Origin of the sequence: Halobacillus litoralis (assembly GCF_009856415.1) — a bacterium.
Classification (GTDB): Bacteria; Bacillota; Bacilli; order Bacillales; family Halobacillaceae; genus Halobacillus; species Halobacillus litoralis_C.
This window is the reverse complement of the sequence record NZ_WMEZ01000005.1, coordinates 203,594-219,394: the sequence shown is the minus strand read 5'-3', so window position 1 is coordinate 219,394 and position 15,801 is coordinate 203,594. Positions and strand designations below refer to the sequence as shown.

At 45.0% G+C, this 15,801-nt stretch carries 14 protein-coding genes and 1 riboswitch; of the genes, 1 reads left to right on the top strand and 13 read right to left on the bottom strand.

The window, feature by feature from the left end:
• Positions 1-52: 52 nt before the first annotated feature.
• From GLV98_RS14005 to GLV98_RS13965, 9 genes are all read right to left on the bottom strand, one after another.
• The gene (locus GLV98_RS14005; protein ID WP_160916265.1) at positions 53-1,246 is read right to left on the bottom strand and encodes an MFS transporter; all 1,194 of its coding nucleotides are present in this window, start codon (positions 1,244-1,246) and stop codon (positions 53-55) included.
• 15 nt (positions 1,247-1,261) lie between these two features.
• Positions 1,262-2,893 (bottom strand): DASS family sodium-coupled anion symporter, encoded by a 1,632-nt coding sequence (locus GLV98_RS14000; RefSeq protein ID WP_160916352.1) that lies wholly within the window; start codon positions 2,891-2,893, stop codon positions 1,262-1,264.
• Between the two features lie 211 nt (positions 2,894-3,104).
• The gene (locus tag GLV98_RS13995; protein ID WP_160916263.1) at positions 3,105-4,385 is read right to left on the bottom strand and encodes an exo-beta-N-acetylmuramidase NamZ family protein; all 1,281 of its coding nucleotides are present in this window, start codon (positions 4,383-4,385) and stop codon (positions 3,105-3,107) included.
• A gap of 69 nt (positions 4,386-4,454) precedes the next feature.
• On the bottom strand, positions 4,455-6,563 hold the full coding sequence (locus tag GLV98_RS13990; protein ID WP_423785013.1) for a glycoside hydrolase family 3 N-terminal domain-containing protein: 2,109 nt from the start codon (positions 6,561-6,563) through the stop codon (positions 4,455-4,457).
• Between the two features lie 334 nt (positions 6,564-6,897).
• Positions 6,898-8,217 (bottom strand): Na+/H+ antiporter NhaC family protein, encoded by a 1,320-nt coding sequence (locus GLV98_RS13985; protein WP_160916261.1) that lies wholly within the window; start codon positions 8,215-8,217, stop codon positions 6,898-6,900.
• 137 nt (positions 8,218-8,354) lie between these two features.
• Positions 8,355-8,462, bottom strand: a riboswitch (SAM riboswitch).
• A 71-nt stretch (positions 8,463-8,533) separates the two neighbouring features.
• Positions 8,534-9,610, bottom strand: coding sequence for an ABC transporter substrate-binding protein (locus GLV98_RS13980; protein ID WP_160916259.1), 1,077 nt, complete (start codon positions 9,608-9,610; stop codon positions 8,534-8,536).
• Between the two features lie 24 nt (positions 9,611-9,634).
• Complete coding sequence (locus GLV98_RS13975; RefSeq protein ID WP_160916257.1) at positions 9,635-10,408, bottom strand: ABC transporter ATP-binding protein; 774 nt, start codon at positions 10,406-10,408, stop codon at positions 9,635-9,637.
• Positions 10,409-10,428: 20 nt separating this feature from the next.
• Entirely contained in the window at positions 10,429-11,250 is an 822-nt protein-coding gene (locus GLV98_RS13970; protein ID WP_160916255.1) for an ABC transporter permease, read from the bottom strand.
• A 106-nt stretch (positions 11,251-11,356) separates the two neighbouring features.
• A complete protein-coding gene (locus tag GLV98_RS13965) occupies positions 11,357-12,703 on the bottom strand; it encodes a hypothetical protein (RefSeq protein WP_160916253.1) in 1,347 nt (448 codons plus the stop codon).
• Positions 12,704-12,858: 155 nt separating this feature from the next.
• Here GLV98_RS13965 and GLV98_RS20305 point away from each other — a divergent pair, with 155 nt between their 5' ends.
• Positions 12,859-12,993, top strand: a complete 135-nt coding sequence (locus tag GLV98_RS20305; RefSeq protein WP_272917304.1) for a hypothetical protein — start codon at positions 12,859-12,861, stop codon at positions 12,991-12,993.
• Positions 12,994-13,031: 38 nt separating this feature from the next.
• Here GLV98_RS20305 and GLV98_RS13960 read toward each other — a convergent pair whose 3' ends face one another.
• Genes GLV98_RS13960 through GLV98_RS13945 form a run of 4 tightly spaced genes read right to left on the bottom strand, consistent with a single transcriptional unit; the run spans position 13,032 to position 15,745 of the window.
• Complete coding sequence (locus tag GLV98_RS13960; protein ID WP_160916251.1) at positions 13,032-13,739, bottom strand: hypothetical protein; 708 nt, start codon at positions 13,737-13,739, stop codon at positions 13,032-13,034.
• Entirely contained in the window at positions 13,736-14,485 is a 750-nt protein-coding gene (locus tag GLV98_RS13955) for a hypothetical protein (protein ID WP_160916249.1), read from the bottom strand. Before GLV98_RS13955 ends, GLV98_RS13960 begins: the two co-directional genes overlap by 4 nt.
• Positions 14,454-15,371, bottom strand: a complete 918-nt coding sequence (locus GLV98_RS13950; RefSeq protein WP_160916247.1) for an ABC transporter ATP-binding protein — start codon at positions 15,369-15,371, stop codon at positions 14,454-14,456. The genes GLV98_RS13955 and GLV98_RS13950 overlap by 32 nt, the downstream gene beginning before the upstream one ends.
• On the bottom strand, positions 15,368-15,745 hold the full coding sequence (locus GLV98_RS13945) for a GntR family transcriptional regulator (protein WP_160916245.1): 378 nt from the start codon (positions 15,743-15,745) through the stop codon (positions 15,368-15,370). The genes GLV98_RS13950 and GLV98_RS13945 overlap by 4 nt, the downstream gene beginning before the upstream one ends.
• Between the last annotated feature and the right edge of the window lie 56 nt (positions 15,746-15,801).

The window sequence follows — 15,801 nt, the reverse complement described above, 5'->3', positions numbered from 1 at the left end:
ATTACCAAAAAAAGGTGTACCAGGTCATCCAGAATATGGATGACCTGGTCACTCATTCGTCTTTATAGAGTGGTAGGAAGATATATAGGAGGATGAGCAGGAAGGTGACGCTCAACACTCCTGTCCATTGGTAGCTTTCCCAGAGGGTACCGATGGCTGTACTGCCGATGGCTACGCCTAAGTAATAGCTGATCAAGTAGAACCCTGATGCTCCACTTTTATGGTGAGTGGCGGATTTGCTGACAAGGGCAGCGGCCATGGAGTGAGCGACAAAGAAACCCATGCAGATGAGAGACAGTCCCACTAGTACAGATGTTCCAGATGGAAGTGCAGTTAGGGCCGCGCCGACAATAAGGATGGTCACACCAGTAAACATCACTTTTTTCAAACCAATCACATCAGAAACCCGGCCGGCAAGAGGGGGCGCGAGGACCCCGAAAACATAAGCAAAATATGTGAAGGCGATCCATTTTAGGGACCAGCTGAATGGGTCCCCTTGTAAATGAAATGGGATATAAGTCCAAATCGCCGTGAAGACGATTTGAAGCAGAACCCCCATCATGAACAAGACGAGCATCGAACGACTCTTCAAGTGGACAAGCATCCCTTTCAAATCATCACTGATCGCCTGATCTGTTTTTTCAAAGAAGCGCTCTTTTGGAAAAAGGACTAAAAATAGAAAAGCTGAAAGCAGTCCAAATGCAGCAAATATATATAACGTCGACTGCCAGTCAAACAAATCCGTCACGTACCCACCTACGACTCTTCCTCCCATTCCTCCGAGAGCATTGCTGGATATGTATAAGGTCATCGCCAGACCCAAGTGTTTATGAGCCACCTCCGCTCCTAAATATCCCATCGCCGCAGCAGGGATTCCAGCTAAAAAGAACCCCTGTATAAGTCTCACGACAACCATCCACCCGAAGGTCGGAGTAAACGGCAAAAGGATGAGGGTCCCTGCTGTTATAAACAAGGAAACTTTCATGACAGCCGCCCGGCCATATCGATCGGCAGAAAAACCGAGGATGAATAGACCGACGACCATGGCGATGACACAAGCTGACATAAGTAAACTGGATTCCGTTGCCGACACTTGGAATTGATCAGTAAACACAGGGAGCAACGGCTGAAAAACATATAATGTTGAGAATATGGATAAGGAAGCCAGCATTAAGGCAATGGTGACGCGCCAAAATTCACTTTGTCCTGGTGTATAGGGTTGTCTGTTTTTTTGTACGGCTTCCATATCTATCATCCTCTGTTATGAGTTAAAACGGTCCGGAAATGTTGTTAGATCGATTCCCCAAACGAATGGCAGGTAGAAATAAATAGCGATGGTGATCAAAATGACGGCTGCAATATTCAGCCACAACCCGGCTTTTGCCATGTCTGGAATTCTCAAATATCCACTTCCGAAAACGACGGCGTTCGGAGGTGTCGCAACAGGCAGCATAAACGCACAGCTTGCCGCTACACCCGCTGCAATCATCAAGCTGTAAGGGTGTACCGAGATAGCGCTGGCTAGAGAGGCCATAATCGGAAACATCATCGTCGCTGTCGCTGTATTGGATGTAATTTCTGTTAAGAAGATGACGAGGGCTGCAACGATCACAACGATCAAAATCAGACTGACGCCCTCTAAAATCGTTAGCTGCGTCCCAATCCATTCGGCAAGCCCTGTTTCCTGAAATCCCGCGGCAATAGCCAGGCCTGCACCAAATAGTAGCAGGATTCCCCACGGCAGCCCTTTTGCTGTATCCCAATCCAGGAGGTAATCCCCTTTCTTGTTCTTGGAAGGAATGAGAAAAAGGAGGATGGATGCGCTCATCGCGATCATCGTATCGTTGATATTTTCATTGATGTTTACGAGTAAAAATGATCTGGATATCCACGCCACTGCTGTCACAGTGAACACGGTCATGACGATTTTTTCTTCTACACTCATGACCCCGAGCGCACGCCTTTCTTCCCCAATAACTTTTCTACCACCAGGCAATTCTTTAATTTTCATAGGGAAGGCAATTTTCACTAAATAGAACCAGGCGAGTGCTAAAAATAGAATCGTCAACGGAACACCGAACGCCATCCAGCCTGCAAAGCTGATCTCAATTCCGTAGGTTTGTTCAACAACGGCTTTGAAAATCGTGTTGGGTGGTGTTCCGATCAGGGTTGCCAATCCACCAATAGAAGCACTATAGGCGACCCCGAGCATGACAGCTTTTCCGAAATTGAAATTTTCGTGATCGACCGCTTCCCCTTTTTTCTTCAACTGCTCAGAAGCCTGATAGATGACCGCCATGCCAATCGGGACCATCATCATGGCCGTCGCTGTATTGGAAATCCACATTGACAACGTCCCCGTCGCAACCATGAAACCAAGCACGATTTGTTCTGTGCTTGTCCCTACGGATGCGATGATGAACAAAGCCATCCGCTTATGCAAGTTCCATTTTTGCATCGCAAGGGCAATGAGGAAACCACCCATAAACAGGAATATCGTATTATCACCATACGAGGAAGCCGTCGTCCCACCGTCCAGTCCTCCGGTGAGAGGAAAAAGAATCAACGGCAGAAGGGATGTCGCAGGAATCGGAATCGCTTCTGTAATCCACCATGTGGCAATCCAGATGGTACTCGCTAAAACAGCGACCGCACTTTGCGATAGTCCATCCGCTTCTAAAAACAAAAGTGTAAGCGCAAACAAAATTGGACCTAGAAAAAGCCCTACTTTTTGACGCGTATCAAAAGATGGGCCCGGGTCTTGCCCTTCAGCCTTTTGATTCGTCTGCGTCATCGTCGAAGATCCACCGCCATTTCCTGTCACCGTAAACCTCAATAAATCCTTCGCCTCGTAGTGCATCGTCCAAAGGCGGCTCCATGCCCCCCTTAACATTGATTGTGCACCCATGCTTATTCCCTCACTTTCTATTTGTCAAATATGTATGAATATTTACAAATTTTATCATAAAGTACCGCTTCTTGTAACACATTCGCCTCCACTTAAGACCGATGACTCAACAACTACCGCTTAATGGAAAAAATATACACACCAGGTCATCCATATTATGGATGACCTGGTGTGTCAAATTATCCCATATCTTATGTTATTTCTTATAAAGGAGGTAGTACTTTCTTACTTTGTTGAAGTCTTTGAGCTCATCTTCCCAACGATCTTTCATGTCTTCGACGGATTCGCCGTTTTCGATCGCTTCGCGGATCCACCCATTACCGACTAAAAGATCGAAGAAGGAAACGCCAGCTGAGTTTTCTGCACGGAACTCGAAATCTTCCGGATACATGTCATGAATCGTCTTCACGAGATAAACACCGGTTTCTACAGCATTGAACTCTTCACGATCGATGACGTGGATCTGCACACCATTACTCAAATTTCCTGCATGCTTCGAGAAAGATGGTGTAAAGGAGGCCGCTCTGAATTTGACGCCTGGTAAATTATAGGCATTCATCTCTGCAGCTAAATCTGTACTATTGATGAACGGTGCGCCAATCAGTTCGAATGGTTGCGTCGTTCCCCGTCCTTCAGAAACATTCGTCCCTTCGATCAAGGCTGCTCCTGGGTATACGAAAGCCGTATCGACAGTCGGCATATTCGGAGAAGGAGCAACGAATTCAAGGCCTGTCTCATCATAGTCCATGCTACGCTTCCATCCTTGCATTTCCACAACAGTCAAATCCGCACCAATATCAAACTCATTATTGAAAAGCTTCGCAAGTTCCCCAACTGTCATTCCATGGCGAAGTGGGATCGGGTAGTTTCCGACGAAGGACTTGTATTCTTCATTCAATACAGGACCTTCCACTTGTTCTCCACCGAGCGGATTCGGACGGTCAAGCACGATGAATGGAATGTCATTTTCCTGAGCAGCTTCCATCGCATAAGCCATCGTGTAGATGTACGTGTAAAAACGTGTGCCTACATCCTGGATATCAAACAGAAGCACATCAATGTCTTCTAACATTTCAGGAGTCGGCTTCCGCGTCTTACCATAAAGACTGTAGACAGGAACTCCTGTCTTTTCGTCAATATAAAAATCCACATACTCTCCAGCCTGAGCACTGCCCCTGACCCCATGTTCCGGGCCATACAAGGCCGTAAGGTTAACATCCTCATCGTTGTGTAACAAATCAACGATACTGTTCAAGTTTTGATCAACACCAGTCGGGTTTGTAATTAGCCCCACATTCTTACCTTCAATCAGTTCTTTTTCTTCATCTAAAAGGACTTCCACTCCAAGCTTGAATGGTTCTCCTTTTTTATGGTGTCCTTTGTGTTTCCCAGGGTTGCCGTTATGATCTGCGAAAACGACCGAGAACGTCGACCATGTCATAATTAAAACGAGCCCGAGCATCAACCATTTTTTCAAAATAACCCTCTCCCTTTTGATAATGATGAAGAAGGGCGTGAAGCCCTTCTACTTGAAAACAGCCTTACACTAGTAGCTCAACCCCGTACCATATTCAAACAATACGCCACCATCTGCACCTGGAATCGTCACAGGCAGTTGTCCGGTTGGATTATTTGCACCAAATATGGTTGCAGCCGTTGCTTCAAAGCTTGCATCTCTAAAGCCGTATTGCGCGATATAAGCGTCCACCCCTGGATAGGCCATGACGTCATAAGGATTTCTAATCCCAACACCGATTACTTCTGCATCTGTGTTCGCCATCACATCCTGCATCAACTGCATTTGAGGATGGTTTGCCGAACGAGAATATACGTTGTACGTGTACGTTCCGAAAATGACTTTGTCCGCTTCAGATACTACCGCCCTTTGCTCGTCCGTCAGTGCACTATTTTCAGAGCTGATCAAAGTTGTATTGGAGTGGTGGTCAGATACAGCATCTGCAAGGTCACCAATAAATGTGTCCCCAATCACCACGACTTTTTCATCACCTGATGCGTCTAAAGGCAGAACCCCATCATTTTTCACAAGAGTAATCGAACGTTCAGCTGCTTCTTTTTCAACAGCTTTATGTGCTTCTGATCCGACGACTTTTTCCGCTTCTGCGATTTTTTCATCAATCGGCTGCGGCGTCTCTTCTTTAATGATGCCTCGGTTCAACTTCAATGTAAGGATGCGTTCAACCGAATCTTCAATCGTAGCCATTGGGATTTCACCGGACTCTACAGCATCATAGACCCCTGAAGCCACTTCTTCGAGACCTACAGGCATGAGCGCAATGTCTGTTCCGGCATTGATCGCACGAATAACGGCATCGACCGGTCCGAAATGGTCAGCAATTGCTTTCATATTCAAAGCGTCCGTGACGACGACTCCTTCATAATTCATCTCCTCACGCATCAGCCCTGTAAGTACCTTCTTAGACAGCGTTGCTGGAAGTGCAATTTCAGTACCATCTTTCTGTGAAATCACTTTTGTATCATCAATTTTAGGGAACGTGATATGTGCGGTCATGATCGCATCAATCCCCGCATCCATTGCCTGTTGGAACGGATACAGTTCAACTTCCTTCAGACGCTCAAGATCATAAGGGACTTCAGGAAGCCCAAGGTGGGAGTCTGTCGCCGTATCCCCATGACCCGGGAAGTGTTTCGCCGTCGCAGCTACACCGTGCTGTTGCAGGCCTTTCGTGTAAGCGACTCCCATTTTTCCGACGAGCTCTGGATTTCCACCAAAAGAACGAACGCCGATGACAGGGTTATCTGGGTTATTGTTGACATCCATGACAGGGGCAAAGTTCATGTTGATGCCGAGGGATTCAAGTTCAGCTCCGATGACTGACCCTACATCTTCAGCAATTTCTTCTGAACGCGTGGCACCTAAGGCCATATTCCCAGGCATGTCCGTCCCAGATTGAAGACGTGTAACAATACCACCTTCCTGGTCAATCGTCATGAGCAGTCCGTACTTTTCAGATGCCGCTTGATAATCGGAGACAAGCTTCGCTGTTTGTTCTGTCTGCACAACGTTTTCCCTGAATAAAATGACCCCTCCTAGATGGTATTTCTGTACCATCTCTTCGATTTCAGGGAGCATTTTCGTCACGTTTTCGCCTTCCCATTTCCTGAAATCAGGCATGAGCATCTGCCCTACTTTTTCCTCCATCGTCATGTTCTCCAGTGCATGTTGCACGAGGTTATAACGATCACCGTCCTGCTTTTTAATGGAAGGCTTGAATTCCGGCTTTCCTTTCTTTTTCGTTGAACGATCCGGCTTGTAGTCCAAGGCGATCCGGTCTTCGAATTGACCATTCGATACCGTCACCCATGCTCGTCCAGGCTGCCCTGTGAAAGTGACTGTACCGTCATCTTCGACAGTGGCAACATTTGAATTCTTAGATTTCCAAACCAGTCCTTCATCCACCTTTGTGAAATGTCCATCTTCATACACGTTCAGTGCGGAAAGAGTGAATTCATTTCCTTCCATCGTTACATCTGCCTGCGGTACATTTTCAAAGATGACGATATCCGATAGTCCGTCCGCTTCAGCCGCCTCCACCTTTGTACCCATCAACCACGACGGCAGCATCATGCCAATGGTCAGTATAAAGATCAACATCCATTTGCCCGCCATTCTCATTCACCATTCCTCCTTGATTTATCTATTTGTAAAAGGTGCCTTCCTATCCAAAAAGACCCTTTTGCAAAACATTTTTCAAAAATAAGTGCCACCATAAAGTCGGTACAGGAGAAATTTTGTTGTAAACGTTTACATTTTGTAATAAAAGCGTAACGGAAATAGATATAGTCGTCTATACCACTTAAGGCCCTAATCTTCATATTTTCATCTGATTTCCAAAGCTTTCCTACTATTCCAATCGACTCATTTTAAAATATAATGTCAAATTATTTTAAAACCACTGTAAAAAAAGTACATAAAAAAAGAGCACCTGAAACAGGTGCTCACCCTCCCCTTAAGAGGCGCTCTTCCATACTTTTTTTCCATTTTCCACTGTGAACTTCGGATACCTGAAAGCGATCGCTAAAAGACCAGCCACAGCTGTCAGTAGAGGGTAAATACAATACGGAACAATCGCGACAGGAGAAATGCTCGCCACACCTGCTACCGCTAAAATCTGCCCGCCATAAGGAATAATCCCTTGAACAGAACTGGCAAAAATATCGAGAATACTTGCGGAGCGACGTCCTTCAATCCCGTATTCATCAGATATTTGTTTAGCCAGCGGTCCTGCGGTAATGATGGAAATCGTATTGTTCGCGGTAGAAAAGTTGACCGCCGTCACAATCCCCGCAATGCCAAGCTCCCCTCCACGATTGGAGTTCACTTTCCTGCTCACGACTTGCAACAAAAATTCAATGCCTCCATTTGCCCGGATCAATTCCACAAGTCCGCCTAACAAAATCGCAATCATGGCAAGCGTCTGCATGTTTGTAAATCCATCACCTACAAGGGTTACAAATTCCATGCCGGAGAATTTCCCAAGCAAGAGTCCGACTCCACCCGCAAAAACAATGCCTCCGATCAGGACATAAATCACGTTCACGCCGGCAATCGCAAATCCAAGTACTCCTAAGTAAGGCAGGATCTCCACAATATTGTACGAGTAATTTTCATTCAAACTGGCCGATGCATCAGCGGTCATCACTCCAAAGATGATGGCGGTAATGATGGCAGCCGGAAGAACAATGAAGAAATTCGCTTTGAACTTCTCTTTCATCTCCGTCCCCTGTGTTCGTACAGCAGCAATGGTCGTATCCGAAATGACAGAAAGGTTGTCCCCGAACATCGCACCACTGACAATTGCCCCCATCACCAGTGCAAGTCCAATGTCCGTCTGTTCGGCCACCCCCACGCCAATCGGAGCAAGAGCCACAACCGTACCCGTGGATGTCCCCATGGAAATCGAGATGAAGCAGCCGATAACAAACAACCCGACGACCATCCAGCCACCAGGCAGGTAGGTTAAGCCGAGATTGACCGTTGATTCAACCGCGCCCATTCCCGATGCTACGGCAGCAAAAGCTCCTGCAAGCAGGAAGATCATGACCATCAAGATAATGTTCGGATGTCCTCCTCCTTTCGTCAGCTGGGATATCTTCGTTTGGAAATCCGCTTTCCGGTTTATGGCTAAAGCGAAGAGGATCGCTACAAACAGGGCGACAAGAACTGGCATTTTATAAAAATCCCCTGTGATGATGCCCGATCCTATGAAAAGCAAAATAAAAATTGCAAATGGGATAAGTGCGTAAGCGTTGCTCAATGGTTTTGTCATGATTTGACCTCCTTTATTGTATAACTCATCAGAATAGTTGGTTTTATCCCGAGAAAAGTTCCTGATTCAAAAGAAGGCGGCCAATAAAAAAGAGCCTTCTCACATAAGAAGGCTCTTGAAACGTATCCGTTCATTCCTTCTTATCTCTCAAGTGATCAACACTTGCTGGAATTAGCACCGGCCAACCGATGTTGGTGGTTGCTGAAGCTTCACAGGACCAGTTCCTCTGCTTCTCTTGATAAGAAATATTCAATTGAGTTAATGGTTACTTTACAATAAAAACCATACGATGACAAGCGTTTTTTCAGAAAAAATGTTATCGATCATAACGCCCGATCACTTCCATCGCTTCTTCTGAAAGAGAGGTGTCGATGGCATCATTGAAGTCAATATCTCCACGGATGGCGCCGTTCGCGTCATACATCTCGAATTGCTTCTTAATATCCTCAATAAACATTTCTCCGTTCGGATCAAGTCCCGTCACACCGACTTTTTTCCAAACTTCTGCGTCCTTCAACGCTGTGTGTTTCGTCATGATATCAATTACTTCATCCAGTCCTTCATCGTGGAGAAATGCATCATTATAATCACGCACACCCTTCAGGTAGGCAGCCATAAAGCGTACGGATACGTCGGTTTCTTTTTCGATGAAATCAGGCGATCCAAGCACCATGGCAATCTGTGCATCCGGAGCGAAATCTGTGGCGTCACCGAAGCGGACGTGCAGATCTTGCGCTTCCCCCTGGGTAATCAGAGGCTCAATTTGCAGAGCGGCATCAATCGACTTATTGCCCATGGCCGCAAGCATGTTTCCAAAGTCAGACATGAGGACGAATTCCACATCGTCTTCCGTCAGCCCGGCGTGTTCAAGCATGCGCTGGAAGATGTAATCATCGACGGCGTTTCTCGATGAAACGGCAATCCGCTTCCCTTTCAAGTCGCTGTACTCTTTGATTTCATCCTGAAGATCTTCACGAATCACAAAGCTGAAGTATGAGCTGCCATCAAAATAGTGTCCTTTATCAGCGATGATTTTTACGTCAATGCCCTGGGCGATGGCGTTGAAGAAGGAAGCCGTGGAAACGCCGCCGGCTATGTCCACTTCACCCGCTGCCAGCGCTGGTAGCATGTCGTCACTGTTGGCGAATGTCGTGAACTTGATATCGATATTGTAATCATCAAAATAGCCTTTTTCCTCAGCGATATAAAAACCGGCTCCCGATGCGGCGCCGTCTTCAGCAATGAAGACTGTCGCTTTCTTATCTAATGGTGCGAAATCGCCGTCAGTAATTTCCCCGCTCCCCGTACCTTCCCCATTATCCCCAGAGGCACAGCCGAACAACACAAAGATAATGAACAAAAAAGAAAACAGATGACATACTTTTTTCACCATGGGATTTTAATCCCCTTTCTTTCACTATTTACGTGAACGCTGCACTTCATCCTGAAGGTGATTCCAAATCTCTACAAAATGCTCCGCCATCAAAGGATCTGCCCGGACCTGCTCCATATTCCTCGGCCGCGGCAGGTCAATGCGTTTTTCATCAATGATGGTGCCGGGCTGTGAGCTCATTAACAGAATCCGATCGCTAAGTAGGAGCGCTTCATCTATGCTATGGGTGATAAATAAGACCGTTTTCTTCGTCTCCGACCAAATATTTAATAGTTCTTCCTGCAAAATGAATTTGTTCTGCTCATCGAGTGCGGCAAAAGGTTCATCCATGAGGAGAATTTCCGGATCGTTTGCAAACGCTCTGGCAATACTGACACGCTGTTTCATCCCGCCGGACAGCTCTTTTGGATAGAGTTTAGCGAATTTTTCGAGTCCCACTTTATTCAAATAATATGCCGTCCGTTCCTTGATCACGTCTGCAGGCAGATGCCTCATTTTCAACCCGAAACTGACATTGCCTTCAACGGTCAACCACGGAATGACCCCGCGCTCCTGAAAAACCATCGACTGCAGCGGACGTTCTTTTTTACTTTTCGCAATTTCAAAAGATCCCCCGCTCGGCTTTTCTAATTCAGCCAGAATCCTTAGTAACGTCGTCTTCCCACAACCACTTGGTCCGACAAGACACACGAACTCCCCATCCGCAATATCAAGCGAAATCCCTTCAAGTGCAGTCACGCGGGTCTCTTTTTTGTAAAACACTTTCGTTAAATCCTTAATCGATATTTTAGCCTCCATCCCCTGTCGCTCCTTTCATGTTAGCGCCATGGCAGCAGTTTGGCCTGCAGCCCCCGGAGAATGATCGAAAATAAATAGCCGAAAAACGAAATGAGCACAAGCCCGACAAACATCTCTTTCAATAAAAAGGCTTTATACGATGTCCAGATCAAATACCCAATTCCTGAATTAGCCCCCATCATCTCCGCCGCGACAATTGTCAGAAGCGCAATCGCCTGCCCCATCTGAATCCCTTCAAGCATGACCGGAAGTGAACCCGGCAAAGCGATTTTGAAAAAGAACTGCTTCGAATCCGCGCCATAGTTTTTCGCTACATCCAAATAAATGCGGTCGATGTTTACAACACCTGCTACCGTATTAATAACGACAGGGAAAAACACACTACCCGCTATCGTCACCACTTTAGATACTTCTCCGACACCAAATAAAATGATGATGATCGGCAAAAGCGCAAGCGTTGGAATCGGCATCAATGCCATGATAAGCGGCGACAGGAAATGCCGAATCGGTCCGTAAAGCCCCATGAGGAGACCAATCACAATAGCCGGTATGACTCCGAGCAAAAAGCCTGCAAAAATACGAAACAAAGAAATCCCGACATGATGGAACAGCTCTCCGCTCATCCCCATCGCCCAGAACGTCCCGACGATTTCTGTCGGAGGCGGAAAGAACCGGGCATCAATTAATCCCGTTCGTGATAAAAACTCCCACAGCAATACAATGAAGATTGGCGAGGATATGGTCAGTATCTGCTTCAGACGATGTTGCATCTGCCGCTTTTTCCATTCTTGTTTTTCCATTTGTAAAGGGTCTGTCATAGATTCCCTTCGGACATCTTTCATTCTCACCACCTCTACAGCTAATTTATGTGCGAACGCCCAATTGTGTGAAATTGTTCCTTTTATATATCAAGAAAAGCATAAAAAAAACGCCAACCAGGCGTCTTTTTTAATCTTTCTCTTCGTTTGTTTCCTCAAGATTCGTCGAAAGTTCTTCCAACTTCTTTTCTAATACTTTCATGAAGGCGACCTTTCCTTCTTGATTTCCAGATGGTGTAATTTCTTCTCCAAAGATGTACCTCATGTGTTCCTCCATCTGAGAAAAAAACTCCCCTTCACCGATCTGTTCTAAATAGGGAGGAGACTGAAAAGCACCCAACTCTTTTTTCAATGCTTCATTCTCTTCCCGCTGCTTTTCTGACTCACTAATATGCTTATTTATTTGAGTACGCAGGCGTTTTGTTTCTGCTTGGTTAGTAGAAAGGGATTTTTGTAGCCTTTTAACTTCTCCCTTGAAGGTATTGCACTCTTCTTTCCATTTATTCAAATCTTTATCGGCTTCTTGTTTCTCTTTCGACCTTTCCTTTTCAAGCTGTGCTTTTTCTTTCTGATAGGTGTTTTCTAATGCTGAATAATCGTCACGCGCTTTAGCGAGGGATTCTTTCACACCTTCTAACTCTTCCTTGAAGGTTTGTGAACGGTGAGTGAGTTCTTCATTCTTCCTTTCTAACTCTTCCTTATTCTTTTTCCAATTTCCCGCTGCCTTTGTATGCTTTTGATTGGCTTCATTCAACCGTTTACTTATTGCTTCACATTCCTGCTTGGCTCTCTTTTTCATCTGCATCTCATTAAGTCTTGCGGTCCGCTCATTGTTGAAGTTATTTTGTAGAAAAGAAAAATCTCTTTGTCCTTGGTTGATCATTTCTTTTTTCTGCTCAAGGTGTTCGTTTAACTGTGCACATTCATTCTCTAGTTTCTCAATCTCATTTGAATAGCTTTTCTTGGTATCTGCTAATGCTTCTTTTAATGTGTTCACTTTCTCTTCCGCTTCCATTCTTGCTTCCATCACTATTTGTAGTTTTTGCTGTATTTCCGCATAGCTTCTTTGTAACATGGAAAGGTCTTTTTGAGATTGAAAGAGTCTCCTTCTTGTCTCTGCCAGTCCGCCTTCGAGATCCTGAACTTGACCAGACCATTCTTTTTCTTTATGGCTCCACTCGATGGCTCGATTTTGCCAATCATTGATCTCACTCTTGTATTTTTCCTCTTGTTCCTCATAACGTTTCACTTGTTCCTCAAATCCTTGAATCCTCCGTGTTAATTCTCCATTTAATACGGATTCTTCTTTATTCCATTGCTCCATGGTCTCTTGTAATTCTTCGTTCTCTACTTTTAACTTCTCTAGTTGGGAGTAATGATAATTCTCTTGATAATCCTTCACCTTTTTCTTGTATTTGTCCAACTCAGCCCTATAATAAATCAACTTCTGCTGTAACTGGATAGGATCTTTTTTCACTCACTCCGCCCCCTTCTAACAGTAAACCGGTTGATTCATTTTATGTTAGAAGTTTTCCTTTTATCACTTTCCTTCCCTTACCAATTGAAGATCCGAATGAGCCGTCTCCATTATGGAGGAACTGCTTATGATATCTATAAGAAAGGAGAAGGAGTATGAGAAGAAAAAAGCATAGAGAATCTTTAAGACAAAGAACACAACAAAAAAGCGAGACCAATACCACCCAAACAGCAAGAAAACGAACTCGAAAAAGAGCAGGCGGTTGTGGATGTGGCAAGAAAAAGAAATAAGTCATAAAAAAGAATGGAAGCTAACCTTCCATTCTTTTTTATGATGGGCCGACTTCGGTATAGGCATTCTGATCAGCCACTACATCCAGTCCTTCCGGAACACGGATATAAAGAGCGGAACCGTTCCAATGCGAAACAGTTGTATCTCCCCACGCATACCCACCTTCTTCATCAAACAATCGGAATGGAAACTCAGAACCGAACATCTTGTATTTGAGGTTCAATTTCTCCCCTGGATAAACCGAAAGTGTTGCCATATCCATACTCAATGCCGGCATGTACTTTTCTTCCACTTCATATCCATTGATCATCAGGGGTGTCTGAAAGTAGAAGGCCTCCAAAGTATCTGTAAGGTCATCTGTACGCTCGATAAACAAGTTGATTCCATTCACATCATTTTCTAATACTTGAAGATTTAATTGTTCTTCATCAAAGGGAAACGACCATTCCTGGATGCGCCATTCTTCTATTTCATCTAACCTCCCCTCTTGAACAGCTTCATAGAATTGCTGAGACTTTCGCTCCGCGTCTCTATCATTCTCTTGTCCTTTCAGTTCAGTACTCCCAAGTGGAATCGCAAGAAAAATAACCGCAGATACGACTAGCAGGGCCGCATAACCCATAAGCATCCAAAGTCCTATCTTACCTCTCCCAAAGCCGAACCGGGAACTTTTCTTTATGAGAAGGCTCATAGCAATGAAAACCGCCAGCAAGATCAGGATTGGCATGAAAGCTACAACAATCATTGCTTCACCTCCAAACGATTGGAAACAAGGACAGCCAGCGCATAGAAAATGGTCGTCGCAGCGAGGGTTTTAAGTGTAAACAGCCAAGCATTGCTTTCTTCAAAAAAGAATTCAAAGAAATACACTTGAACTTGAAAACCGCTTCTATATAACAAAATCATCAGCCCCACGACAACGACCGGCAGAATAATGACGAGCATTTTGTTCAACTGAACAATCATGCCAGCCAAATAGCCTAAGCTGCTGAATAGAAAAACGATGAGAAAGGTGGCAAGCATCCCAATCAGCCATGGGCCCACATCCCCAACCCCCTGGGTAAGAAGTATTTCTTCTCCAGGCAGCATAAAATAGGCCAACAGTTTCAAAGCAAAACTGGACAGCAAAGCGGTCAACGCGCCGATCACACAAATCATAAACAAGAAAGCAATCGTTGAGAGTGTACTCGTCTTCCTATTCGTAACAAATGCAAAATCATCTTCCCGGTAAGCTTTCGTCGTTAATAGAAAAGCCGTAAGAAAGCCCCAAAATATCGTGAAACCAACGACGATGTCTGCGGTGTAATAGGTGATGTTCACATCGTAACCTGTTCTCCCACTGCCCATCGAACCGGACCCATTCAATGAAAACAAAAGTCCGAGAATCTGAATGACTACAAGAGATGTGAATACGCCTGTATAAGCCTTCCATTTATAGCCGATCTGCTTTTTGACGACTTCAGACGTCTGCACTTCGATCAAAGACATCATCCACACTCCCCTTTCCATGCTCAGATTCAGTCAGATAGATACATAGATCATTCGCTTTGACAGGCGAGACTTGAATCCCTGCCTCCTGCATGCGCCGGTATTCCTGGTCCGTAAAATCGTTTTTTATCACCGCATAGCACGAATCAAACGCCTGCTCCTTTATCCATATAATCTCTTTTTCTATTAGAAGTGAATCAACCACATTTTTCTTTCCAGTGAGGCCCACTCCATATTCCTTCAAGTCATCCATCGACGTATGAAGTCTCGAGGCTCCCTCATGAATCACGAGCACCTCTTCAAGCAAATCTTCCATTTCTTCTAAATGATGTGTTGATAATAGGATCGTTCTCGGATGTGCCAAGTAATCCTTCAGCAACGCACGGTAAAAATCTTTTCGAACTGCTGCATCCATCCCTGTCGTTGGTTCATCGAAAATCGTAAGCGGGGATCTGGAAGCAAGGCCGACAATCATGTTGAACGTGCTCTCTTTCCCTTTGGACAGTTCGTTATGAAGCTGCTTCGGATCGAAACCGAAATAATCGAACAAACGCAGCGCTAAATCATGATCCCATTGGTGGTAAAAACGCTTGCCCTCCTCAAGAATCTCTTTCAAGGTCAGTGCCGCCGGAAAGTTCATAGCATCATCGATATAAATCGTATTGGCAGACACGAACAAGTTATTAAACGGTCTCCTCCCATAAACCTCGACAATCCCTGATTTCTCCTTCAATAACCCAGCGATGATCTTCAGCAGTGTCGTTTTCCCTGCTCCATTTCTGCCGATTACTCCGACAATCTTATTTTCTTCGATAGAAAAAGAAAGGTCGTTCAACGCGTTTTTCCGATAAAAACGTTTGTTCAAATCTTTGCATTTAATCGCCTTCATCCTTGTTCCCCTTTCCAAGCATCCCTGACAAGTTTAATGGTGTCTTCCTCTGAAAGCTCCAGTCTTCCGGCTTCGGTGACAAGGTCATTGACCAGGTTTCTCAGTGTCTGATTTTTGCGCTTGTCAACAATGATCTGTTTTGCGTTGGTCGAGACAAACTTCCCGAGCCCTCGTTTGTCATAAAGGATTCCTTCTTCTGCAAGCTTTGTCAGACCTTTAGCGGCTGTTGCTGGGTTGATGTTATATAAGTCGGCCAGTTTATATTGCGAATATACCTTTTCATCTGCCTGGAAGTTTCCATGCAGAATTTCGCTTTCCAGCCATTCGGCAATTTGAATATAAATCGGCTTTAATCCGTCGGTATCGAGAATCAATGTATCGCCTTCTCTCTGAATGGGTGCATTAGTGTTGTAATGTAGTATATGACTAT